The following is a 22,910-nucleotide window of genomic DNA, read 5'->3' as shown; positions in this document are numbered from 1 at the left end:
GCTTGGTGCCTGTGGCTTGGATTGGTGCCCCCTGCTTGGTGCTCGTTGCTTGCTGCCTTGTCCTCAGCGCGCTCACGGCGCCGGCGGACCGGCGGGGGCGGGGTGGCGGGCCGTCAGGCCCGGTACTACTCGCTCACGTACGAGAGCAAGGGGCTGGGGGACGTGTGCGGGCCGTCAGGCCCGGGGATGCGCCGGCCTGTTGCACACACGGTCAAGCGGGGCTGCGGCGGATACAGGTGCCATTCGCGTCCGCCGCAGGTCCGGCCCCACCGGGCCCCGGCGCGCGGGAGGCCCGGGGGCGTCCCTCTGTGTTGGGTCAAGGTCCAAGGCCAGTAGGTTCGTGCGGTCAAGGGCGGGCTGAGCCATAGGGGTGTGCATGAGTGATAGCCAGGTCACGATCAAGCTCACGAGTGACGAGGCGCTGGTGCTGTCGCACTGGCTGGAGAAGCTCCAGATGACCGACCTCGGCCGAGTTGTTGACGATCCGGCGGTCTGGGCACCGATTCATCGAATCGCAGGAACGCTCGACAAGAAGCTTCCTGCACTGTTCGCGCCTGACTATGACCAGCGGCTGGAGGCCGCTCGTCAGCGGCTTCGGCCGGAGGACTGACCGGGCGCTCTGGACTCCTCACCGTGGGGCATCGCGCGGGCAGCGTCCGCGATGATGAACGCGTCCTTCGCGTCCGTCTTTGCCTCGCCCGGGCAGAGGTCGGCGATCCGCCGCATCGTCAGGCCGGGCAGGTAGGCCACCGGACAGCCCATGTCTCTTGCAGCGGCAGGGCGCCGGTCGAGGCCGGCTGGTAGACCACGACCAGCACCGTTCCGTGCCTGGAGCTTGGCGAACAGATCGTGGAGCTTGGGGTTCGGTGTTGGGCAGGCGCTTGTCGAACACCTTCTTCCCGGCCGGGATGACGGCGGCGGCGGGGCGTTCGCCCTTACCGATGTCCAGGCCGAGGGAGACATCGTGTCGCCGGTATCGATCACGCGCAGGCCCCTCCATCACGCTTCTCGTCCGGCCTTGCCTCGGCACCGAGCTGCCACATCCACGTCACGGAGAGCCCTTCCGGCCCTGGGTGAAACCGGTGCCCAGGCCCCTCATCAGCGGTCCGTCGACGTCTCCGGACCCGGTGACACCACCCCCCGGGACCATCAACCGCAACAAGGGGGGAAGTCATGCCGGATCTGAAGGCCGGAGGCCCCCTAGCGGAGCCACGAAGAAGGTGACGGGCGGGCCGGCCGGCCCGCCGCCCTCGCGGGTGCGCATCCGGCTCACGGCCCCGGCGCGGAGGCGCGGTCTTCGTCTGCCCGGACACACACCAGGCGGGCGGCGCCGGAGCGGCAACGACGGCAGAGGGACACGGTGTTACGGGGGGGCGGCGGCGGGCCGCTGGCGAAGGCGTCGGCGGCGGCGCCGTGAAGCCCGCCGACCCCAGTCCCGGCCGGGCCGGGGCTGGGGCGGGCCGGGGTTAGGGCGGGCCGGTAGCTCAGGTGCCGAGACGCAGGCCGGAAACGGCGGTGTCGAAGACGGGCCGGCAGCGGCTCCCCTGCTCGTCCGGTGCGCGGAGGTAGACGACGTACTGTGTGCCGTCGGCGTCCGCAAACGCCACCACCGCGGCCCGGAACTTCCTCGCCTTGTCCTGGAAGACGAACTCCCCAGCCGCCGGGTCCTGCGCGCCCTGTCGTGGCCGCCCTGACGGATCCGCAGCCCGGGGTGTCGCGGCAAGTCTGCGCCTCCTCGGTCGTCTGCCAGTGCCGCAGGACATCGGAGCCCGCGAACCCTGCGCCGTTGAACCGCAGTCCCTCGAGTCCGGAGGGGTCGACGTGGAAACGCGGCGCGGCAGCCTCCGGTTCGGGAGCCTCGGGAGCGGCCGGACCGGTGAGCGTCTCGGGTACCTGCGGCTGCGGCACCACAGCCGGGGCCGGGGCGGCAGCGCGGGCTGGGTACTTCGCCGCCCACCCGTTCAGCAACCGCTGGTACGCCTCCAGACGCGGAGGCTTCGGCTCGGAACGGCCGTTCTCCCAGTTCTTGACGGTTTGAGTCGTGGACTTCAGCGCCTGCGCAAGGCGTGCCTGGGTGATACCTGCGGCCTCACGCAGCCGCGCACGCTCCGCCGGGGGCGGCAGCTGCGGCTCCTCTGCCAACAGAGCGTCGATGTTCGCGAACAGCTCTTCCTGGGATGCCATGTGGATCTCCTTCCACCCCCACCCCAGCAGCATTTACCCTAGCTTTTAGCCTGTTTCTTTAACCTCTGAAAGGTGAACCGCAGGCCGTCATCGGATTGCCCCGGCGACCCCGCGCATCCTCGCCGCTCCCCGGCCGCAGAAGGGCACCGGCGGCCAGAAACCTCCTACCTCGCCGTAATTTGTTCACTGGCGATCAGCTGCTGAAGATCATGAAGCGAATCGGTGATGCAGAGGAGGGTTCGAGGTGAGCCGCATGACACTGGACGGCTACCGCGAGGTCGCGGCTACGCTCACCCCTCCCGCCGTATCCCAGTTCCTTGCGGCTCACGACTGGAACTCGAGCAGCGACAGCCACACATTCGCGAGGTCTGGCGCTACACTTCCGGCCGCTCGGGCGATGCGGCACGCGTCATGATCCCCTTGGCGACCGACTTCGCAGACTTCGGAGCACGGTTCACGCACTGGAGTCTTTGGGGCACATCCACGACTGGGACGCCGCCGAACTACTCGAAAAGGCTGTCGCCACCCGGGCAGACCTCTTCTTCGTACGTCTCGACCAGGCAATGATCGACGGAACAATTCCCTTTCACCAGGCCGACAAGACGCTCCAGGCGATCTACAAACTGATGAAAGCGGCGGCGACCACCATAGCCGACCCTCGTCACTCGCACCGCGGGCGTCGGCCAGCCGCTGTCAGTGGCTTCCTGGAGGACGACGTACGGCTCGGGCACACCAAGCACGGCAGTTTCGTCTTCACCGTCGTCACCCGCCTCGGAGACCCAGTCGACGGCCCGGATGCCGAGGCGCAGCATCCCCCACTGGCCTTTCCTCGAAGGGTCATGGAGACCCTGGCCCGAGGGCTGGAGACCACGAAGCGTCTCACCAGGGCCTGCGACGTAAGTGCTCTGGAGCCGCCCAGCAGCCACGGGCTGAGCGCAGGGACGGTCGAGTCCCTCGAGGAGATGTCGCAGCCAGACCACCTCCGCTCGGTGGACTTGTCATTCGAATGGGCAGCCGGGGAACCGAAGCCGGATGTCGGCCTTGCGACCATCGTTCTCGACAGAGACGTGATCTTGGGGCTGCCGAGCGTAAGGGAGCGGCTCGTTCGGCAGGAAGAGCCCCTGCGGAGAGAGACCCTCATCGGCCTCGTGAAGTCCCTCACCAGAGAAGACGCCGCCACGTCCGACGAGGAGGCAGCCCTGGTGATCGTCGCAGCAGAGGTCAACGGCAAACCGTTGCGGGTCCACGTGCCACTCGCAGGAGACGATCACGGCTGGGCGATCATGGCATACCAACGTCAGCTGCCCGCCACTGTCACCGGCGACCTGTCCTACGAACGGCGAGCATGGCGACTCACCGGTGACATCACAGTCGACTCAACCTTCCTCCAGCACGTAAGCGGCACCTCCACGCCGGACACCGGCGCATAGCCGAGGGAGACCCCAGCCGCCGCAGGCAATGCCGCACAGGCCGGCGCAAAAGGCCAGCACCCGCACCGCACGTCGACCAGTTCCGCGTAGTCGTGACCCGGCCTCGGACCAGGCTCCGGATCATCCAGCTCCCACCCGCGTCCTGCCCGCCGTGCATGCCGCACTCGGTTCACCTCCGCTCCGCGCGGAGAGCATGTCCAGTCGACGCGGCTCGAACTCATGGGCAGCGGTTCACCTCCGCTCGCGCGGAGAGCACACTTCCTGACGTGCGGTTCTAGGTAGTTCGGACAGGGGGCTCGCGCCAATCGTTCCCGCCCGGCCTGAGGTAGAGGCCGGGCGGGACGAAAATGCCCCCCGTTTCGGGGACACGACCGTAGCGCAGCCTTCTGAGGCTGCCCCCTACCGTCATCGGATGCCTCAACGTCGCGATCCGGAGAAAGCCGCCCACGCACCCGAGGGCAAGAACGACGCAGAGCCCGCTGGGTGCCAGCCGACGTCCCGAGGCACGTGAGACGCTCGGCCGCCCCCCTGCTCGCCAACACGCGGCCGGCGAAGGAGCGGAGCGGCTCGTAGCCGCCCGCCGCCCAGATGCCATGCCGACTCCGGCCCGACGGCCTCTGCCCTCACATCAGAACACAAGGGCGGGGCCGACCGCAGTCGTCCCTCTCGCACGCACACGACTCCCCCAGGCCGGGTACGCAGCGTACGCAGCCCGTTACCCGGGCAGGAGGAGCGTCCCGGAAGGGATTCCCGTCGGCCACCGATGCAGGGCACCATTCCCGGCGGCTCTGCAGCCGAAGTGGATCAGATGCGCCAGGTCCGGATGCGGTCTGCGGCCCGGTAGACGTCGGTTTTCCCGGTCTGGATGTCGCGCACGAGGTCGACCATGGCACCGTACGGAGGGTCGATGCCCTCACCGGAAGCGTGCATGTAGGCGGCGGTGACCTGGCAGGCATACAGGCTGTTGCGGTGCGGCAGGGGCTGCAGACGGATCAGCGTGTGCAAGAGGGCCGCCGCGCGCCAGGCCGGATCGGGCGCGGCGGTTGTGGGGCGGGGGATGCGGGTTTTGTGGCGGGCGACGGCAGCGACGAGGGCGGAGTAGTCGGCGACGCTGACGTCTTCGGGGACGGCTTGTTCCTGGACGTCCAGGAGCCAGGGGACGTCGATGTGGAGGATCATCAGGCGGCGTCCGCCCCGCGCTCCCGGGTGGCGGGCGGGATCTCGTCGGGGAAGGCGTCGTCGAACTCCGCCCGGTGTGTCTCCCCCCAGGAGGCGGCGTAGCGGACGAACTGGCGGCGCTGACGCTCGCGCAGCGGCAGGTCGTGGACGTACTGCTTGAGGGACTTGCCTTCGGCGGCCGCGGCGGCGCGGACCTCCTCCAGCTCCTCGTCGGTGAAGGTGACGTTCAAAGACGGCATACCCCGATGGTACCTACTTGGTACCTGGCGGGCTATACCGGGAAGCGGGCGGGCAGGGGACGCGTCGGCCTCCCGGAAAGGAAGACGGCAGGGTTCTCGCTAGTCCAGTGACCGTCGAAGAGGACGACGACCTGTGCTCAGCGATTCCCCTACCCGACTCGGAGGTTCCCCACTGCTCACACTTCTCCCGCCCCACAGCGCGTGGACCTACGAATGGATGTCACTCAGGAGGAGCCGCTCGATACTCAGCCCAGCCCGATGCTACGGCTGCTGGGTTGCCACCGGCAGGTTGTGCCATGCATGTCCGCAGGCGCCTTTGCAGTACCTCTCCCGGCGGCGAGTGTCAGCAACGGCGAACACGGAAACGAGGACCCGGAACGCCTTAACGTGTTCGGCGGAGGGCAGGCCCGCGAACCCGTAGCGGGGCGGGGCCATGCAGATCATGACCGAGGGGTTGGCCGTGGGCTTCACACCGGACCACGCCACCCCCGCACGGCCGTTCGCAGCTGTAATGTGCGCCTGCATCGCGTAGCCAGCGACTTCCTGCAGAACCATCTGCCGGCGTGCCGGGGCAAGGTTGGAGAACCAGCTCACACCAGAGTCCAACGTGCGGAGCCCCTGAGCGATCTCGTTGACGACCCGCTCGGTCTCACGCCGGAGGTCCGGCCGTCGTCGCTGCTCGGTTCAGTCATCCCTGGATGATTTCACGACGCTGATTCCGGGCGAGAGCCGAATGCGCTCGGCTACCACGACAGGACAGCCATCCGCCTGGTCACCCAGGCTGGCGGAACGTGGAGCCGGTATGCCCCGGGTGACCACAGGCGCTGACCCGGCCGGACCGTGATCCTGAGAGCAGAAGGAAGGTGCAATCGCCGGATGGCTGAGACTGACATTGACCTGGGAGTCGTGATGGTGCCGTCGTGAGTCCTCGTGTTGGGGATGGCGTCGTGGATCGACTACTGGCCGCAGCTGGGCCGACCGCTGTCCGAGCGCGCCAGTGCCGCGGCATCGATCGGTGGCGGACACGTCCACGACTGGATGTGTGAGATGGCCGCAGTTCGCGCCGCCGGTGCCAGGCCGTTGACGGTGCGAGCCGGCACGGCGGCGTCGCCCTCCGACGGAGGACCGACCATCGCGGTCCTTGAAATCGATCTCGGTCTGCCACGGGCCGGCACCGCAGGGGACGAGCCGATCCTCCTTGGCGAGCTACCGGTCGACCGTTGCGGCATGGTGCTCGGCGACGCGCTTGCCCTGGACTCCTGGACGGGAGACGGCCACCCGTCAACCGACGGCCTTGCCGATGTGGCCTACTGGGGAGCCTACGCGGAGGCCGCCCATCGTCAGTTCGGCGGAGACCTGATCTTGCAACACGGCAGTCAAGTGCGAGGGCGGCTCGACCTCCCGCTCGATGCCGCCAAGAAACTCGGCGAAGCCCTCAACAACTGGGCGAGCGACAAACAGGGCCTGGGCGTCATGGTCGCAGTCGATGAGCACACCGACTTCCACCGCTTCAACCGCGCAAGCTGGACCCACCCGCTTCGGATCGGCGCCATCGAGGTCGCTGACTGGGGATCAACTGGTACAGCGGCGACCACTCGATGAGACATCGCGGCGAACGTACCCTCGGACAGGTCTATCCCGTGACTCTTCAGCCTGACCCCAGGGGCCAGACAACGATGCGCTGGACTATCCCGCGCTACGCGCCCGGGCACGACGGCTCACAATGATCAGTAGGAGCAACCGACCACGCAGGGTGAGCGAACTGCAAACCGCCAGAGGATACGCGACACTTTGACATGCGGGCCTACCAGTCTTACACCCGGAGGCGTAGGCAGGTACAGCCCGAGCCAGCAACCGCAAGGAGGCCGAGGACGACTCAAGGCGGCGGGGACCAGGTCTCGGTGTCTCATCGAGCGTCGTCGTGGAGATCGGAGCTGACCAGGAACCCCGCTGGAGTCCCGCCGCTTCCGCGACCGGCCGCCCGGTCAGGCCACCGTGACGCGCAGGACGTACGGCCCGCCCGTACTGATCGCCTGAGCCTGCTCCTGGAGGTCCGCGTCCGTGAAGCCGAGCAGCGCCTCGTCGGCGGCCCGGCGGAGCAGCGGGAGGATCTCGGCGACGGGCCGGCCGCGGCGCGCTGCGGCGAGTTCCGCAAAGGCCCGCTGGTAGGGGGCTCCCTACGTGCTCGTGCTGTCGGCCAGCAGCCGGTCAAGGTGCTGCCGCTCGATGCTGATCTCGCCCATGGCCCGGTCCTTCGGTCCTCCGGGGCCCCGTCCGGTCCGGGCCCTCGCTATCGACGCTACGAGGCCGGTCTGACATCGCCCCGACCCGGCACCGGGCACGTTCCGGCTGATGAGGTCCTGGAGAAGCTCGCGACTGGCCGCGCGCAGGAGTCATGCGGCGATCGCGACGGCGAGCACGATCAGTACGCCGAGGACAATCCCGCAGCAGAGCGCCTGCCACTGCCCATCGGTCACGACGGCTCAAGGCGCAGCGTCGCCAGCCGCACTTCGGCCGCCGGACGTCGGCGACGTCGAGTCACGCACTGAGCGGGGTCCGCGTGCCAGTACACCGGCGGGCTGGCGCCGCTGCAGGAGAAATCGGGGATCAGCTGCGCCTCATCGAGGATCGGCTGGTCACACCACGAGCACATCGTCACCAGTCCTCCTCGCTTTGTTCCAGCGGATTGCCCGCCGCGGGGTACGTGCGCAGGTTGGCGATCACGAGCTCGCGGTAGGCACGGTGGCCCGTCTCGCCCGTGTGCTTGAGTGCCCACCGGTCGGTTGGGGCTTGGCTGGTGCTGGGCTCGGACTGGGTCTCGCAGTCCCTGCACAGGATGAACCGTGCTGACGGTGCCGGATCCTCGCGGTCCGCGCCGATCGTCCACGCGGCATGTCTCAGGGTGCGGGTCATCGACCTGCACCCGCCGTCGGCTCCTCGATGAAGCTGTACATGGGGACCACACCGCGTGCCTTCGCGCAGGCGCGGTGGCCGTAGAGGTGTTGCCCGGGCCCCGAGTTGTCGGCCATGACGCGGACGCAGACGTCCGCGCCGGGCTCCGGGCAGTACGTGCAGTCACGCTGCGGCTGGGTCGGCATGCGCTCACCTTGCGCCTCGCTGACGAGTAGCCGCCATGCTCGCTGTGCGGTGAAAACGATCAGCCTTCACTGCCCCCCGATGAACCGGGGGTCCGGGATCGCGTCGGGGATATGAAAACGGCTCAAGGCCGCGGCCATGTGCCTCTACCGTGGCGTCAGGAGGTGCCCCTATGCCGCGCTGTGACGGGAAGCGGGCCGTGGCCCGATCGATTGCGGCCAGAGCCCAGACAGAGCGGTGGACGGCCTGGAGGACGGCGGCCGCCATCGCCGACGAGACCGGCTGCTCCCTGCTCCAGGCCCACCGGCTGGCCCACGACTGGACTCTCGCGGAGACGCGGCACCATCTGATCGCTGCCGGGGCCCGCGTCACGGTGCAGCAGCTCTCCAGCTGGGAGACGGGGAAGAGCCGCCCGGGCGACGACAATCTGGACGCGCTCTGCCGTATCTACGCGACCAGGCCCGACCGGCTCGGGTACGGCCGCGACTACACCCCGGCCGAGGACGGCGCCACCCTCCCCGTGCCCATACAGCCTCCGGTCGGCGACCCCCGGGACCAGGCGCCGCCGGCATCTCTCGCAGCGCTCCGGGCCGCCGCCACCGCGCTCCTCACCGGCAGCGTCGCCGAGACCACGCTCGACCAGCTGGAGCGGCGCGCCGCCGAGCATGGCCACGAGTACCAGATCCTCCCGCCTGCCGACCTCCTTGCCGGGTCCGTGGCGGACTTCCAGGCCGTCAGGGCCCTCCTCGTCGAGAGGCAGCCCACCGACGTTCGTGCGCGCCTTTGCCGGATCGGGGCCCAGCTTGCGGGTACTACCGGGATAGCACTGGTGGCCCTCGGTGACCATCGTGAGGCGCGCGCCTGGTACCACCTCGGGCAGCTGCTGGCCGAGGAGACCGGCGACCGGGCCCTGCGTGCCTGGCTCCTCGCGCGGGAGGCGGTGATCCCGTTCTACTTTGGCGCTCCTGCTGCGGCGCTCGCGCTGGCCGAGCGGGCCCGGCTCGTCGCCGGATCGACCGTGTGCCACGGCCGCATGGGCCCCGGCGCTGGAGGCCCGCGCGCTGGCGAGGATGGGGCGCCGCCAAGAGGCCGAGGATGCACTACGGCTCGCCACGGCCGCATGGGAGCGGCTCGGCGCGGCCGACACCTCCGACACCGCGTACGGCTACACCGAGCGCCAACTGGTGTGGCACAACGGCAGTATGTGGACCACCATCGGCGACACCCGCCGCGCCCAGGCCGCCCTCCACAAGGCCCGCGGCATGTACGCGCCGACCGAGTACCTCGACCGGGCGCTGATCGCGATGGACGAAGCGCTGAGCCTGGTCGCGGTCGGCGAGGTGCCGGTGGCGTGCCGGGCGACGGAGAGCCTGCTCCTCGGCCTGCCTGCCGAGCACTTGACCGGGATCGTGGTGTCCCGCGCGCGGGAGGTCCTTGCGGCGATTCCGGGACGGGCGGAGGGGACGGCGCCCGTTCGGGAGCTGCGGGAGCTGGTTACCGCGGGCGCCGCGCCAGCAGCTGCAGCAGGCCCGTGACTGCGACCCCGGCAACGATCTGCCGGGAGTCGATGAGGCCTTGGACCTGGTCGAGGGGCACCCACTCGATCCGGTCGGCCTCGTGGGTGTCGACCGGCTCGGCGACCTTCCGGGCGCCCCGAGCCAGGAAGACGTGGTGCTTCGCGTCGCACATGCCGCCGATCGGCTCGTTGTACGCGAGCGGGGACAGCTCGTCCGGGTTGATCTCGTAGCCGGTTTCCTCGAGGACCTCGCGTACGGCGGCGGCCTCGGGTGTCTCGCCGTATTCGGCGATGCCGCTGGGGATTTCCCACGACCAGGAGCCGGTGGCGAACCGGTGGCGCCACATCAGCAGCACCCGCTCGTTGTCGTCGAGCAGCACGACGGCCGACACGGGGGCCAGCTTGATCAAGTGGTGCTCGTAGCGGGAGTGCCCGGGCGGCTCCACGTCGACGAGGTCGAGCCCTACCCAGGGGCTCGTGTAGACCGGGCGGGAGCCGTGCACTGTCCATTCGCTCATGCGGGCCACCCTCGCACAGTGCATGATCACGGGGAAGCGCTCCCGGACATGACGAAAGCGCCCTCTCCCGCGCCGTAGCGCGAGAGAGGGCTGGTGTTCAGGCGATGCGGGTGAGACGGATCCACGACCCGGCCTTGACGGTCTTGGCAGTCGCGGAGGACACGGCCTGCGCCCAACGGAGCCGCAGAGTCCCCGCGGTCCCGGCGACCCTCAGGGACCCGGACGGGCGCACGACGGACCCCGGTTGCGACGATGCCGACGGACGAACGTGGCGGCCGCATCGAGGCGGCCTTGCTTGATGCTCCCGATGTTGCCCGTGTTGCCTGCGCTGATCCCGCCTTCCGTCCACGACAGAGCGGCGCCGGCCGGGGATGGCCAAGCCCAGGAGGAGGTCCGCTGCGGCGTCTGCCTCCACGTCGAGGTAGGCGTCGACGGCGTACACCCCGCCTGCAACTACGGAGACAGCGAGGTGATCGTCGTCCTGCGGTGTGATGGACGACGGAAGGGGCTCATCCGCGGGTTGGTACGCGGAGGCTGGTGGAGCGTAGGGCGGTCGTGGCCTGCTCCCTGCCCGCCGAGCCGCGGCTGAGGGCCGGTCGGGCCGGTGGCGCCCCGCGGGCCGGTCGCACCTTGAGGCCCCTGCGGGCCTACCTCGCCCTGCGGTCCTGCCGGACCAGTCAGTCCGGCCGGGCCCTGCGCGCCGGCCGCGCCCGCAGGCCCGGTTTCGCCCTCCGGTCCCTGTGTCCTGCCGGACCGGGCGGGCACGGCGACGGCGTGCGGGCGGGTGTGGGAGCCCAGTCGCTCCGCACGACGCACCGCGTGGACCCGGGCGGCCAGGGCGTCGGCGGCAAGGTGGGCCCGCTCATACGGCGGGGCGGACCCTTACGGGTCAGCAGGCGCAACATGGCCTGGTCCTCGGTGTCGCGCGGGTACAGGGCGCGCAGGTCGGCGGTCATCATCCGCCGGCTCGCCGGGCGGGTGTAGTCGTCGACGACCGTCCGCACGATCTGCTCGTCCAGGCCCGGTTGGTGGGGTCGGCCGCGCAGGACGTGGAGAGGTGGCGGCGGGCTTCGGCGAGCAGGTGGTGCTCTCGGAACTAGGCGTCGGCCCGGCTGTCACCGACCCGGTCGGGGCGGGGCAGCCTCGGGTCGCTGCTGTACCGGCGGGCGCTGGGCGAGGCCCTCGCCACGGCGCTGGCGGTACGCGATGGCGCGCCGTCGACCGGCTCCGCACCCACGTACGCGCAGGTGCAGGCCCTCGTCGACCGGCCTGGCGTCATGTGCCGGTGAGCTTGTCGAGGTCGGGGGCGTAGACGGTCATCCAGTGCGGGTTCAGCCGGTAGTAGACGACCTCGCGGTTCCAGTCGAAGGCGTCGTCGCCGTAAGAGTCCTTCAAGTAGGCGAGGAGTTCCTGCCAGTCGGCCGTGGTCTCGGCGCCCTCGGGGTTCAGCTCCTCCACCGTGCCGTGGGTGAACACGCCGAGGTCCTCGCCGCGCATGTGCGCGACGCTGGCGGCCGGACGGGCCGCGAGATGACGGGCCTTGGCAGCGTTGCGCGCCGTGCCGAAGTGCCACCGGCCGTGCAGGAAGTGCCCGTCGGCGCCGCTGATCCGCGGTTCGCCCTTTGCGGTCACCGTGGAGAGGGCGAGCGTGCACATGCCGGTGAGGACCCCGGTGAGCTGCGCCGCCGTGATGGTGCGGCCCTCGACGATCGAGCGGAGGTGTGCGGTCGAGCCGGAGAGGGAGGAGTCGAGGAGGGACTGGAGTGTGTCGAGTTCTTCTGGGGTTTCGCGCATACGTCCATCGTCGGCCGTAAACCCGACACCCTCTGTCGTCATTGATGAAGCAGCGGTGAGGTTGCTCCGCGCGGGTCTTGTCGGCCGCGACGCTATCGGGATTCTTGCGGGGCGTATCAAGTCCGTACCGGGGGACCCGGATCCCGTCGGAGTGCCGCCTGCGCTAAGTGGTGGGCCTGGCGGGCGCCGGCCGATGGCGGTGGGGTGGCCTGGAGCCGCCGAACCGGGTGACCGGCCTCCAGGCCGGGCTGAGCGGCGGGAGGGGTTCGTGGAACTGGCTGGTGCTGTCGCTGGACCGAGTGCGCGCCCGGATCGCCGAGATCGAAACTCACCAGGCCGCAATGCGCACAGTGCGTGTCCTGCCGTCCGGGCCCGGCTGGGTGCTGTCCTACTTGCGCGAGCGGGGGCGCCCTGTCGCGGACAGCGCCCACATCGGGGACTGCAAGCTGGCCGGCCCGCACCTGAAGCCGCTGAACCAGGACGAGGCCCGCCAGGCGATCACTGTCGGCGGGATCCGGGCGTGCGAGATATGGGCTGGTACAACTTGCACCGGCTCCACAGCGACCTCGGCTACCGCAGTCCCGCCGAATACGAGACCGCCTCGGCGGCCTGACCACCACACCAAAAGTGTCCGTCAAAACGGAACAAGCTCAAGTCCCCTTCGACCGCGGACGTGTCGTAGGCGTACGAATCCCGCTGTTCCACCGTCTCCCAGGCGATCGGGAACGCCCTCTGCCCGCGCCAGCCGCCCACGCACCGTGCCCGGTTCCGGTCTGCGCGGGGGGCCCAGGGTGCCGTCGTAGAGACAACGCTGGCCGCTCCGCGGTGAAGGTCACTGCGGCGGCCGCGCGGGCCAAGTCGACCACCCGTCACGCGACGACGACGGCGAAGGCTTCCCAGCCAGAGGGCAGCTCAGGGGACTTGTGCCGCCAGGCGCTGGCCACGAGGCCGGGCATCCGGTGCCCGACCTGATGCTCGCCTCAAAGGCCCCGGCCCGCTGTCCGGGGCAACTGCCGCACAGTTCGCGAGGGCGCCACCCCCTATCCCTCGCCCGAGGCCTGCCGCAACGCGCGGATGAGGATGTCCGTATCGTTGACGGCCAGAACAGCCCTGCTCAGGTTGACGCCGACCTTTCCGACGAGCGAGGTCGCGAACTCGAGGATCGCCCGCTCACTGGTGGAGCACTTCAGAGCCCAGGGCTGGGTCAGGAGGATGAGGCCGAGGGTGTCCCAGTTCACCGACGGGTACGCCTCGGAGCCGGTCCGCTCGATCATGCCGTCGTGAGGCTGGTTGACCTCGATCGGAGTGCCGTCCTCCTCGTCCAGGAGGCGACGCAGCCAGTACCCGTCCTGGTACGCACCAAGGAGGCGCGTCGCAGCGCGCATCCGCTCATTCCCTACGTTCTTCAGCAGGCTCTCGGCGAGCTCCTCGCCGGTCATCTCGTGGTTGAGAACTGGCATCAGCGTCTCCGTTCCTTGGCACCTCGGGTCAGGAACGACCCGTATCCACTCTGGTCGGCGCGCACGCCGTAAGAGCGGTGCACACGCCGGGCGCATTGCCTCCAGGGCAGGCATCGGTCGCTCAGCTATGCCCTAGCTGTTCTGTCCCAGGAGGTTGTGGACGGGTGATGCAGGTCTCGGCTGAAGGATCTTGAACGGGTGAGGGCCCTCCGGGTTCGGTGTGGATTGCGACGTCTACACCAACCAGCAGAAGGCCCTCATGCCCCACCGTAATGCACCCCTGACCGAGACCGGACGCCTGCGCCTGGCGCGCTGTGTGGTCGAGGACGGCTGGCCCCTGCGCCGGGCGGCCGAACGCTTCCAGGTCTCGCCCACCACCGCCCAGCGGTGAGCCGCCCGCTACCGGGCTCTGGGCGAGGCCGGCATGAGCGACCGGTCCTCCCGCCCGCACCACAGCCCCCGCCGGACCGCGACCCGCACCGAACGCCGGATCATCAAAGTCCGCCTCGCCCGCCGCTGGGGACCGGCCCGCATCGCCGCACTGCTGAACCTGCCCGCCTCCACCGTCCACCGCGTGCTGACCCGGTTCGGCATGGCCCGCCTCGCACACCTGGACCGGGCCACCGGGACCGTCATACGCCGCTACGAACGAGACCGGCCCGGCGAACTCGTCCACGTCGACATCAAGAAACTCGGAAATATCCCCGACGGCGGCGGCCACAAGGCCCTCGGCCGCAAGGCCGACCGCAAGAACCGCAAGAACGCCGACTACAGCTACATCCACACCGCGGTCGACGACCACTCCCGCCTCGCCTACTCAGAGATCCATCCCGACGAGAAGAAGGAGACCGCCACCGCCTTCTGGACCCGGGCCCACGCCTACCTCACCAGCGTCGGGATCACCGTCGAACGCGTGCTGACCGACAACGGCGCCTGCTACCGCTCCCGCGACTGGCGCGATGCGCTGGCAGCGGCCGGGATCGCCCACAAGCAAACCCGGCCCTACCGGCCCCAGACTAACGGCAAGGTCGAACGCCTCAACCGCACCCTGCTCGACGAATGGGCATACGCCCGCCCCTACCGGTCAGAACAGGAACGACGCGACGCGTTCCCGCAGTGGCTTCACTCCTACAATCACCACCGCGGACACACCGCACTCGCAGGCAAACCACCCGCCAGCCGCGTCCCAAACCTCACTGGGCAATACACCGATCTGACACCGATGTTCCTCAGACCCGAGCTCCTGCTCAGTCCGCCCCTACCGGGCTACTGCCGTACGAGGATGCAGCGTGCGGAGCAGCTGGGCCGTCTCTGCTTCCATGTCCACCCCCCGCCGAGGCCTTCGTTGATGCGGGCCAGCCGGGCTGCGGCTTCGCGGAGGGCGTCGGCATCTCCGCCCAGCGGCCCAAGGTCCTGACCACCGAGGCCGTCCACGCGTCGGACTACGTCATCACCATGGCTGCGGCGACGCCTGCCCGGTCTTCCCCGGCAGGACATACCTTGACTGGGCCCTGGAGGACCCGGCCGGTCAGGGCGTCGAGGCCGTCCGTCTCATCCGCGACGCAATCAAGGACCTGATCGAGGGCCTCGTCGCCGAGATCGACGCACGACCGCCGACGTGAGCCGCGCGCGTGCGCCCCGGCGCGGTGAGTGCGTCCGCCTGAACTCCGTACGTCACTGCTGTCCGCCCGAGCCCTGGCCCTCCTTGATCGCCTTGACGCGCTTCTCCTCCCAGCCGCCGGGCTCCCGCTGCCCGGGGGGACGCCCCTGCTGCTCCAGGTACCGGCGCCGGGCCTCGGCGGCCTCGCGGGTCTCCCGCAGGTCCTCGCGGAGCCGGGCCTGCACGTCGGGGTCGGAGGGGCGGTCGGGGATCAAGGCCTCACGAAAAGCCCGGACGTCACCGACCCCAGGGCCGTGGACTTCGACGAGCTCCTCGCCTCTACTAGCCTGCTGAGTCGGCTCATCACCCACCTGACGCTGTCCGCGAGCGTCACATCGCGGCGGCCGACGCCACCAGCCCGCACGCCAACCGCCGGGCCATCGGCATCGCCGCCGCGATGCAGCCCTCGCAGCTCGGTGTCGTGCTGGAGCGCAACGGCCGCCCCCGCAACCGCAAGGCCTGACCGCAGACTCCCGCCCCGCCCCCTCGAAGTCCTCACAGCCCGGAAGGAAGTCCCGTGGAACTCCACGTCATCGAGCGGTCCGCCAACGCCTTTCAGCAGGGCCTCACCGGCCTCCAGATCCAGGCGGTCGCCGAGCGCGCCTTCGGGCCCGGCACCGAGGTCCGTTCCGCGACGGAGCTGGGCGGCGGCATGTACAACACCACCTACCGCATCGACCTGGCCGGCCGCGCGGAGCCGGTCGTCCTTCGGGTGGCGCCCGAACCGGCCCGGCAGTTCCACTCCGAGCGGGAGCTGATGCGCGCGGAGTACGCGTCGGTGCCGTGGCTCGCGCCAATCGCCAACCTGATGCCGCACGTCCTGGCGGCCGACTTCACCCAGGCCGTCATCGGCCGGGACTGGATGATCCAGTCCTTCCTGCCCGGTACGCCGGCGCCGGAGCTGCTCGGCTCGTACCCGAAGGAGACGCACGGGGCGTTCTTCCGGCAGATGGGAGAGATCACGGCGGCCGTGCATGTGGTCGCCGGTCCCTGGTTCGGCCCGGTCACCGGCCCCGGGCACGCGCGTTGGAGCGAGGCCGTCGTCACGTCCCTGCACCTGATCGCCGAGGACGTGGAAAGCTGCGGCCTGGACGCGGCTGACCTGCGCAAGGCCGCCGATGCCGCCCAGGCCGGCGCGCAGGTCCTGGACGAGGTGACGGTGCCGCGGCTGCTGACCGGGGACCTGTGGACGGTGAACACCATGCTCGCGGCCGCCCCGGTCCCCACGATCTGCGGTGTCCTGGACATGGACCGCACCTGGTGGGGGGATCCGGAGGCGGACTGGACGATGCGGATGGCCCGGGCCAAGCAGGACGCCCGCACAGCGTTCTTTGACTCCTACGGCCGCCCGGCGGAGAGCGAGGCCGGCGTGTGGCGGCGGCACGTGTACGAGGTACGTCACCTCGGCGCGCTGCGCCTGGAGCGGCACCGTCTCGGTAACGAGGCCGGAGTCGAGGACTCCTACCGGGCGGTGGCCGAGGAGCTCGCCGCGCTGATCTGACCTCGGGCACACCGCAGGGGCGCCACCCATGGACCTGGGTGGCGCCTGCGTGTGTTCAGGCGAAATGCGGTTTGACCTCGATGTGGATGTCGTCGAGGAGTTGGGCTGCGCGGGCCTGGGTGGTGCGGGCGTCGGGGCTGACGACGATGAGGCTGCCGAGCCGTCCGGCGTTGGTGTGGGCGGGTCCGACCGTGTCGCCGGGGCGGGCGCGGAGCCGGACGAGGGGGGTGTCCGGGCCGGGTCGGGGCAGGCCGGTGACGGAGGTGAGGCGGCCGGCGGCCGGGCTGGTGAGGAAGCGGACGGTGGCGTGGTGGTGTCGGGCGGGGGTGAGTCGGGCGGGGTTGCCGAGGGCGATGTCGAGAAGGGCGGTCCAGGGGTTGATGCCGAGGGCGTGGTGGAGGAGGTCGCCGATGTGGCCGGCGCCGATGCGGGCCGCGGTCTCGATGACGTACGGGCGGCCGGTGGGGGTGACGATGACCTCGGTGTGGGAGGCGCCGTTGCGGATGCCGACGGCGCGCACAGCCTTCGTCGTCTCCTGGTGGATGGCCTGTTCCACCGCGGGCGGGAGCTGGGCCGGCAGGGTGTGGGCGAGTTCGGCCCGGTGGGTGCCGCGGGCGGTGGTCTTGGCGGTGATGGCCAGGTGGGTGGTCCGGCCGTGCTGTGTGAACGACTCGACGCTGTACTCGCGCCCCGGGATGTACTGCTGGAAAAGCACGGTCCGGCCCGGCGGCTCCGCGTAGATGCCGGGCGCGGTGTGGGCGTGCTGCCAGGCGGTGTCCGCGTCCTGGAGGCGGGCCAGGACGGTGACGCCCTGGGAGCCGGCGGCGTCGGCCGGCTTGATGACGACGGGGAGCCGCATGCCGGGACGCAGGAAGCGGGCCCGCAGGGCGGCTGGGGTGGCGATGGTGTGGGTGCGGGGCGCTGTGACGCCGGCGGCGGTGAAGGCGGTGGCCATGGCGGCCTTGTCGCGGGCTGCGTGCGCGGCGGTGGGGTCGTTGCCGGGAAGGTCCAGCAGGGCGCAGGTGTGGGCGGCCAGCGGGGTGAGGTACTCGTTCGTGGTCAGGACGGCGGCGGCGTTGATGCGGCGGGCGTAGGCGACGGTGTCGGCGAGGGCCTGTTGCGGGTTGGCCAGGTTGGTGGTGAGGGTGCCGGCCAGCAGGTTGTGGAGCGCCGGGCTGTAGCCGGTGAGGTCCTGGGTGGTGGTGACGGCGTGGACGGGGTGGCCGGAGGCGGCCGCGGTGCGGGCCAGGTGCCCGGACTCGGGGCCGGCGGCCTCCAGGAGCAGGACGGGACGGGTCACGTGAGGTAGTCCTCGCAGGCGCCGTCTCGGCGGGTGTCGAGGGTGAAGCAGTGGAAGCCGCCGCCGAAGAGCCTGCGGTGGCGGTGCCGGACGGGGACGACGGTGAAGTGCTCGGCTTCGAGGGTCTTGATCAGGCCGGTGCAGTCTTGGTTGACCAGGACGGTGTCGGGGTCGACGGATAGGACGTTGAGGTCGATGTAGGGGCTGGTCAGGACGAGGTCGGCGTCCCCGTACGCGGGGAAGGCGCCGGTGTCGGGCTGGGGCGGGACGATGAACTTCCAGCTCTGCAGGGGTTCGGGGAGCATGTCGCGGATGCCGTCGTGCCGGGCGAGGAACACGCCGGGGCGCAGGGCGAGGAGCATGGAGTCGATGTGGTTGTCGGCCATGCGGTAGACGCGGTGGATGCGGTAGTGATCCCCCAGGTGGCGCTCCAGCCAGTCCACGCCGCGGGCGTGGTTGGCCTGGGCGATGTTGACCACCAGGTCGCGGCCGAGGCGCAGGACTTGGGCGCCGTCGAGCATCATCTCGTAGCCGACGTCGTACGGGCCGGGCTGCGGGTCGTGGATCGGCTCGGTGGGTCCGCCGAGCGTGGTGGTGGCGTCGCGGGCGTAGGAGAGATCGAAGCTGGCGTCCGTGAGGGTGGGCCGCGGCATCGTGGTCCAGCGCGCGCCTGCCTGCCAGTAGCCGGTGAACACGCCCGCGAGGAGGCGTGTCTCCAGATAGCGGGCGCGGATGGCGGGCGGGGTCTCGATGATCTCGTCACCGAGGACCAAGGTGTTGTCGCGGATGTTCAGGGCGGGGACCGGCGGGGCGCTCCAGCCCAGGCCGGCGATCGGGGCCGGGTCGGCGGGCAGGGGGACCGGCCGGTGGACGGTGATGCCGAGGTCGGCCAGGACCTGGGCGAGGTCTTCGACGTCCTCGGCGAGCTCGGCGGCGTAGCGGCGGTTGATGGCCCACTGCTCCGGCCGCGCGTCGGCCCTGGTGGTGGAGACGAGGCGGGGGTAGGCCCAGTCGGAGCGGAAGCCGGTGAGGTTCTCGTGGTGGAACAGCTCGAAGCTGACGTCGCGGTCGTGGCCGGTGTAGTTGACGGCGGATCCGACGATGATCTCGCGCAGGCGGGTGAAGTCGTCGTGGCTGTTCAGGGGCATGGGTGAGGTTCCTTCGTCTCGCAGGTCAGGCGGCGGTGAGCGTGCGGCGCGTGTGGGCGCGGCCGTGGCGGGCGTGCAGGACGGTCCCGCCGTCCGGGGTGGGGGCCAGGGTGCGGGCCTCGCTCCAGGCGCTGAACCGCCACTCCCCCGGCCCGGCGGGCAGCAGCGCGAAGGTCTGCTCGGAGGTCGCAAGCGTGAGGTGGCCATCGGTGTGGTCGAGGCGGGCGGGCACGAGGTCGCCCTCCAGCGGCGCATCGTGCCCGAAGTCGGCGAACCCGGCCGGCAGATGAAGGGCGTGGGGAAGTCCCTCGGGGAGGTCCCTGTCCAGCGGGGTGAGGTGGTTGATCAGCGCGTCGGCGTCGGCCAGCTGCTCCTGCCAGGCCCGCGGGAACAGCGTTGCGAGCTCGCTGGTGAGCAGGACGTCGATGACGGCGTGGACGCGGGTGGTGGTGCCGAGGTTGCGGACGGCGTGCTCGCGGGAGAAGTCCCCGTACCAGAACTCTCCGGGCTGCCAGGTGTGCTCGGTGCCGTCGAGGTAGAGGACCGCGTCGGGGTTGGTGGTCAGGGGGATGTGGAGGCGGGCGCAGCCGCGGGCCAGGCTGTACTTGGGGTCGCAGTGCCGCTCGCCGGCCGCGTTCGGCCCGAGTGCCATGAGGCGGGCCGCGTTCAGCGGGGCCGGGATGCCGGCGAGGACCTGGGCGAGGTAGGGCATGCGGTCCAGCCAGCCGGTGGGGGCGTAGGTGTCGGGGCCCGGGCCGCCGGGGTCGGTGCGGGCGGGGTCGCCGTTCGGGGCGATCAGCGGCAGGACTCGCCAGTCGATGTCGGTGACGGCGCCGAGCAGGCCGCCCGGGGCGCGGCCCTGCTGGAGGTCCCAGGTGTGGGTGGTGACCTGTTTGAGGTCGGCGGCCAGGCGGGCGGCGTCCAGGGTCTGGTTCAGGCGGGCGGCGGCGGGCGGCAGGGGTGTGGTGGTCATCGGGGCGGGCTCCGTTCAGGAGGAGAAGGCGGTGACGAGGCCGACGTGGTGGGCGGGGTCGAAGGCGTCCTGCGGGCGGGTGGCGAAGCGGGCGTCGAGGCGGGTGAACGGCTCCTCGTGGCCGGTGGCGGGGTCGTAGGCGAGGCAGAAGACGAACTGCGCGCCGTTCGGGCCCGGGGCGATGGGCATGGAGACGATCACCCCGGTGCGGGTGTCGGGGTTCCAGGCCAGGTCGAGGTCGGCGAGGGCCTGGTGGAAGGCGGTGGCGTCGGGGACGTGCCAGGTCGGGGGGACGTGGTACTCGACGACCGCGCGGGCCGGGAGGGCGGAGGTGTCGACGATCCGGTGGGCGATGACCTGGTAGATGTGCAAGGAGCCGGAGACCTGGGCGTTGACCTCGGTGAAGTAGATGCGGCCGTCGGGGGTGGTGATGGCGTCGGCGGACAGGTGGCCGCGGTAGCCGAGCGCGCGGTAGGCCTCGGCGAGGCGGGTGCCGTCGTCGACCAGGCGGGCGTGCAGCAGCGGGTCCAGGCCCTGGAGCGGCACGGTCTGGTGGGACAGGCGGCGGCCGACGTAGTGCAGGCGGCCCTGTTCGGTCGGGCAGGTGCCGGAGTCGTCGGCGTAGTGCTCGGAGTAGATCGCCTCGGCGTTCGGGGCGAACGCGGCGACGACCACGGGGTGGCGGCCGTCGGCGGACGCCCATTCCCAGCGCTCCTGCCAGTAGGCGGCGAGACCGTCCGGGCCGGGGGCGAGGTGGTGGAGGTGCCGGGCGCCGACGTGGTCGGTGGCCAGCTGGCTGTCGGGGGCGAGGAGGATCTGGTTGCCGACGCCGGCGCCGTTGTGGGCCTGCTGGATGACCAGCGCTTCGGCCTGGTCCAGGAGCCGGTGTGTGGCGGTGACGGCCTCCGCGCGGGAGCGGCAGACCTCTCCGGGGACGGTGGGGACGCCTGCGGCGGCGGCGATGGCCCGGAAGTTGGCCTTGTTGTTGCCGATCTCGGCGCCGCCCTGCGCGAAGTACGCCGCGCCGGGCATCCGGTCGGCGAGGCCCAGGGCGGTGGCGAAGCGGGCGACGGAGGCCGAGGGCCATAAAGCGAAGAGCTCGCCGACTGCCTGCGGGCCGCCGGCCGGGCGCAGCGCGGCGCGGACCTGGTCGAGGAAGGCGGGGTCGGTCAGCGCTTCGGGGTCCAGGAGCATCCCGTTGTGGCGGCCGGGCGGGGCGGTCAGCACGGTGACCTCGCCGGGTCCGGTGCCGGTGAGCGCGAGGGCGTAGTCGAGGAACGCGGGGTCGGGTTCGGTGCACAGGATCAGGACGTCGCCGGGGCGGGCGAACCAGGCCAGGCGCTGGGTCCAGGCCCGCATGTCCGTACGGGCACGGATCGCGGGGTCGATGTGGTTGCCGATCAGGATGCGCAAGGGGTTCTCCGAGCAGAAGGGCGGCGCGAGGGCGCGGCTGTCAGGGGTGGAGGGTGGCGGGGAGGACGGCGAAGGTGCGCATGGTGGCCGACGGCTGCCTGCGGGCGGTGCCCGCCGGCCGGAGCGGCGTGGAGCGGGTGCGCAGGGCGTCGAGGGCGGCGCGCAGGCAGGCCTGGGCGGCGCGGGTGCCGATGCAGGAGTGGGTGCCCCAGCCGTAGCCGAGGTGCCGGTTGTCGCGGCGGTCCAGGAGCAGCTGGTCGGGGGTCGGGAAGCGGGCGGGGTCCCGGTTGGCGGCGGCGAAGAGCAGCACCACCGTGTCGCCGGCCGGGATCGGGACGCCGGCGATCGTGGTGGCGTGGGTGGCGGTGCGGCTGGTTCCTTGCACGGGCCCGTCGAACCGGACGAGTTCCTCGGCCGCCCAGGGCACGCCCCGCGGCTCCGAGCGCAGCCGGTGCTGGGCGTCTGGGTGGCGGGTGAGGGTGTGCAGGGCGTTGCCCAGGGCGGCGGTCATGGTGCTGTAGCCGCCCTGGAACATCACCCGCGCGGTGTTGCGGATGAACCGCTCCTCGGCCGGGTTGGCGCGGGTCGGCGTGTGGGCGCGGACGTGGGCGAGGAGGCCGCCGGGGCGACCGGTTTCGGTGAACCAGGAGTCGACGAGGCTGGTCAGTTCCTCACGTGCCCGCCGGCCCGGCTCGATGCGGGTGGGGTCGAGGCCGCCGTCCATGCTGCGCATGATCGCGTCGGAGGCGGCGGCGAACTCGGCCAGCGGCGGCTCGTCCACGCCGAGGAGGTCGCAGACCACGGACAGGGACAGCGGGGCGGCGAGCTCGGCCATGACGTCGAACGACGGCCGCTCGGCCGCCTCGCGCAGGAGGGCGGCGGCGCGGTCGCGGGCGCGGGCCTCCAGGGCGGGCAGTTCCTGGGCGCGCAGGGCGTTCATGAACAGGGAGCGCACGCCGGCCTGGTCGGGCGGGTCCAGGGACTGCACGCTCAGGCTCGCCTCGGGCACAGTAGCGCCGGTGCGGCGCCGGTCTCGGGCGAAGACGGTGTGCTCGCGCAGGACGGCCGTGCAGTCGGCGTACCGGGTGACCAGCCACGAGGACATGCCCTCGTGCCAGGACACCGGGGCCTGCTCCCGCAAAGCGGCCAAGGCCGGATAGGGGTTGTCAACGGTGGCGGGGTCGAGGGGGTCATAGGTCAGCACCGGCAGCACGAGCATCTCCAGGTGTCTCGGGGCGGGGTGACACAGGGGCCCGAGCCCGGCGTTGCGGCCAGGCCCGGACCCCTGTCACGGGGGACACGCGGCTGATCAGTGGTCGTAGGACATGACGGGGTCACCCCCCTTCGTCCTCGGGATTCGCTGCCCGGTCGGGCTCGCCTCACCAGAGTCAGCCCTCACCTGACCGGCCGTCATTGCCACCGGGATGAGGGGACATTGCGGGGTTCCCGCAATGCGCCGGACGGGCAGTGACGGAGTGGTGTCGCCCTGTCACAGGGGT

At 70.9% G+C, this 22,910-nt stretch carries 20 protein-coding genes and 6 pseudogenes; 9 read left to right on the top strand and 17 right to left on the bottom strand.

Features of this window, described 5'->3' with window-relative positions:
• Window positions 1-376 precede the first annotated feature (376 nt).
• Entirely contained in the window at window positions 377-610 is a 234-nt protein-coding gene (locus ACFZBD_RS33320; RefSeq protein ID WP_391147039.1) for a hypothetical protein, read from the top strand.
• Window positions 611-633: 23 nt separating this feature from the next.
• Here the strand turns inward: ACFZBD_RS33320 and ACFZBD_RS33315 are convergent.
• The 3 genes and pseudogenes from ACFZBD_RS33315 to ACFZBD_RS33305 form a co-directional block, all read right to left on the bottom strand.
• Window positions 634-981 (bottom strand): annotated as a pseudogene (locus ACFZBD_RS33315) (transposase); the annotation flags it as partial.
• 503 nt (window positions 982-1,484) lie between these two features.
• On the bottom strand, window positions 1,485-1,610 hold the full coding sequence (locus ACFZBD_RS33310; protein WP_391147046.1) for a hypothetical protein: 126 nt from the start codon (window positions 1,608-1,610) through the stop codon (window positions 1,485-1,487).
• 409 nt (window positions 1,611-2,019) lie between these two features.
• Window positions 2,020-2,184: pseudogene (locus tag ACFZBD_RS33305) on the bottom strand (hypothetical protein); the annotation flags it as partial.
• 470 nt (window positions 2,185-2,654) lie between these two features.
• On the opposite strand from ACFZBD_RS33305, the gene ACFZBD_RS33300 reads away from it, so the two are divergent.
• Window positions 2,655-3,614 (top strand): hypothetical protein, encoded by a 960-nt coding sequence (locus tag ACFZBD_RS33300; RefSeq protein ID WP_391147037.1) that lies wholly within the window; start codon window positions 2,655-2,657, stop codon window positions 3,612-3,614.
• A gap of 804 nt (window positions 3,615-4,418) precedes the next feature.
• On the opposite strand, the gene ACFZBD_RS33295 is transcribed toward ACFZBD_RS33300, so the two are convergent.
• The 3 genes and pseudogenes from ACFZBD_RS33295 to ACFZBD_RS33285 form a co-directional block, all read right to left on the bottom strand.
• Complete coding sequence (locus ACFZBD_RS33295; protein WP_391147034.1) at window positions 4,419-4,793, bottom strand: toxin Doc; 375 nt, start codon at window positions 4,791-4,793, stop codon at window positions 4,419-4,421.
• Window positions 4,793-5,032, bottom strand: a complete 240-nt coding sequence (locus ACFZBD_RS33290) for a hypothetical protein (RefSeq protein ID WP_391147031.1) — start codon at window positions 5,030-5,032, stop codon at window positions 4,793-4,795. Before ACFZBD_RS33290 ends, ACFZBD_RS33295 begins: the two co-directional genes overlap by 1 nt.
• 261 nt (window positions 5,033-5,293) lie before the next feature.
• A pseudogene (locus tag ACFZBD_RS33285) lies at window positions 5,294-5,668 on the bottom strand (DUF5958 family protein); the annotation flags it as partial.
• Between the two features lie 303 nt (window positions 5,669-5,971).
• On the opposite strand from ACFZBD_RS33285, the gene ACFZBD_RS33280 reads away from it, so the two are divergent.
• A complete protein-coding gene (locus tag ACFZBD_RS33280; RefSeq protein WP_391147028.1) occupies window positions 5,972-6,634 on the top strand; it encodes a hypothetical protein in 663 nt (220 codons plus the stop codon).
• Window positions 6,635-7,687: 1,053 nt separating this feature from the next.
• Here the strand turns inward: ACFZBD_RS33280 and ACFZBD_RS33275 are convergent.
• Together ACFZBD_RS33275 and ACFZBD_RS33270 are read right to left on the bottom strand one after the other, a co-directional pair.
• Window positions 7,688-7,945, bottom strand: a complete 258-nt coding sequence (locus ACFZBD_RS33275) for a hypothetical protein (RefSeq protein WP_391147026.1) — start codon at window positions 7,943-7,945, stop codon at window positions 7,688-7,690.
• A complete protein-coding gene (locus ACFZBD_RS33270) occupies window positions 7,942-8,130 on the bottom strand; it encodes a hypothetical protein (protein ID WP_391147025.1) in 189 nt (62 codons plus the stop codon). Before ACFZBD_RS33270 ends, ACFZBD_RS33275 begins: the two co-directional genes overlap by 4 nt.
• A 170-nt stretch (window positions 8,131-8,300) precedes the next feature.
• Here ACFZBD_RS33270 and ACFZBD_RS33265 point away from each other — a divergent pair.
• Window positions 8,301-8,585 (top strand): annotated as a pseudogene (locus tag ACFZBD_RS33265) (helix-turn-helix domain-containing protein); the annotation flags it as partial.
• 613 nt (window positions 8,586-9,198) lie between these two features.
• Entirely contained in the window at window positions 9,199-9,663 is a 465-nt protein-coding gene (locus ACFZBD_RS33260) for a hypothetical protein (RefSeq protein ID WP_391147022.1), read from the top strand.
• Here the strand turns inward: ACFZBD_RS33260 and ACFZBD_RS33255 are convergent.
• Both ACFZBD_RS33255 and ACFZBD_RS33250 read right to left on the bottom strand, forming a co-directional pair.
• Window positions 9,623-10,162, bottom strand: a complete 540-nt coding sequence (locus tag ACFZBD_RS33255) for an NUDIX domain-containing protein (protein ID WP_391147020.1) — start codon at window positions 10,160-10,162, stop codon at window positions 9,623-9,625. The two genes, ACFZBD_RS33260 and ACFZBD_RS33255, sit on opposite strands and share 41 nt — an antisense overlap.
• 1,275 nt (window positions 10,163-11,437) lie before the next feature.
• Complete coding sequence (locus tag ACFZBD_RS33250) at window positions 11,438-11,956, bottom strand: pyridoxamine 5'-phosphate oxidase family protein (RefSeq protein ID WP_391147019.1); 519 nt, start codon at window positions 11,954-11,956, stop codon at window positions 11,438-11,440.
• 341 nt (window positions 11,957-12,297) lie between these two features.
• Between ACFZBD_RS33250 and ACFZBD_RS33245 the strand changes: the two genes are divergently transcribed.
• On the top strand, window positions 12,298-12,759 hold the full coding sequence (locus tag ACFZBD_RS33245) for a DUF6233 domain-containing protein (RefSeq protein WP_391147041.1): 462 nt from the start codon (window positions 12,298-12,300) through the stop codon (window positions 12,757-12,759).
• A 237-nt stretch (window positions 12,760-12,996) separates the two neighbouring features.
• On the opposite strand, the gene ACFZBD_RS33240 is transcribed toward ACFZBD_RS33245, so the two are convergent.
• Complete coding sequence (locus tag ACFZBD_RS33240; RefSeq protein WP_391147016.1) at window positions 12,997-13,416, bottom strand: hypothetical protein; 420 nt, start codon at window positions 13,414-13,416, stop codon at window positions 12,997-12,999.
• A gap of 259 nt (window positions 13,417-13,675) precedes the next feature.
• On the opposite strand from ACFZBD_RS33240, the pseudogene ACFZBD_RS33235 reads away from it, so the two are divergent.
• Both ACFZBD_RS33235 and ACFZBD_RS33230 read left to right on the top strand, forming a co-directional pair.
• Window positions 13,676-14,623, top strand: a pseudogene (locus ACFZBD_RS33235) (IS481 family transposase); the annotation flags it as partial.
• 173 nt (window positions 14,624-14,796) lie between these two features.
• Window positions 14,797-15,038: pseudogene (locus ACFZBD_RS33230) on the top strand (phosphotyrosine protein phosphatase); the annotation flags it as partial.
• 52 nt (window positions 15,039-15,090) lie between these two features.
• Here ACFZBD_RS33230 and ACFZBD_RS33225 read toward each other — a convergent pair.
• Window positions 15,091-15,291 (bottom strand): hypothetical protein, encoded by a 201-nt coding sequence (locus ACFZBD_RS33225; RefSeq protein ID WP_391147013.1) that lies wholly within the window; start codon window positions 15,289-15,291, stop codon window positions 15,091-15,093.
• A 302-nt stretch (window positions 15,292-15,593) separates the two neighbouring features.
• Between ACFZBD_RS33225 and ACFZBD_RS33220 the strand changes: the two genes are divergently transcribed.
• Complete coding sequence (locus tag ACFZBD_RS33220; RefSeq protein WP_391147011.1) at window positions 15,594-16,577, top strand: phosphotransferase; 984 nt, start codon at window positions 15,594-15,596, stop codon at window positions 16,575-16,577.
• 55 nt (window positions 16,578-16,632) lie between these two features.
• Here the strand turns inward: ACFZBD_RS33220 and ACFZBD_RS33215 are convergent, their stop codons facing one another.
• From ACFZBD_RS33215 to ACFZBD_RS33195, 5 genes are read right to left on the bottom strand one after another with little or no spacing between them, the layout of a single operon-like run.
• Complete coding sequence (locus ACFZBD_RS33215; protein WP_391147009.1) at window positions 16,633-17,877, bottom strand: ATP-grasp domain-containing protein; 1,245 nt, start codon at window positions 17,875-17,877, stop codon at window positions 16,633-16,635.
• Window positions 17,874-19,025, bottom strand: a complete 1,152-nt coding sequence (locus ACFZBD_RS33210) for a glycine amidinotransferase (RefSeq protein ID WP_391147006.1) — start codon at window positions 19,023-19,025, stop codon at window positions 17,874-17,876. The genes ACFZBD_RS33215 and ACFZBD_RS33210 overlap by 4 nt, the downstream gene beginning before the upstream one ends.
• Window positions 19,026-19,050: 25 nt before the next feature.
• A complete protein-coding gene (locus tag ACFZBD_RS33205) occupies window positions 19,051-19,998 on the bottom strand; it encodes an aspartyl/asparaginyl beta-hydroxylase domain-containing protein (RefSeq protein WP_391147003.1) in 948 nt (315 codons plus the stop codon).
• 15 nt (window positions 19,999-20,013) lie between these two features.
• Window positions 20,014-21,411 carry a hypothetical protein gene (locus tag ACFZBD_RS33200; RefSeq protein ID WP_391147001.1) on the bottom strand — a complete coding sequence of 466 codons (1,398 nt, stop codon included), beginning with the start codon at window positions 21,409-21,411 and terminating at the stop codon, window positions 20,014-20,016.
• Window positions 21,412-21,451: 40 nt separating this feature from the next.
• On the bottom strand, window positions 21,452-22,630 hold the full coding sequence (locus ACFZBD_RS33195) for a cytochrome P450 (RefSeq protein ID WP_391146998.1): 1,179 nt from the start codon (window positions 22,628-22,630) through the stop codon (window positions 21,452-21,454).
• Window positions 22,631-22,910: the final 280 nt, after the last annotated feature.

Source organism: Streptomyces sp. NPDC008121, from assembly GCF_042957155.1.
GTDB lineage: Bacteria > Actinomycetota > Actinomycetes > Streptomycetales > Streptomycetaceae > Streptomyces.
This window is presented reverse-complemented; position numbering and strand designations above follow the sequence as displayed.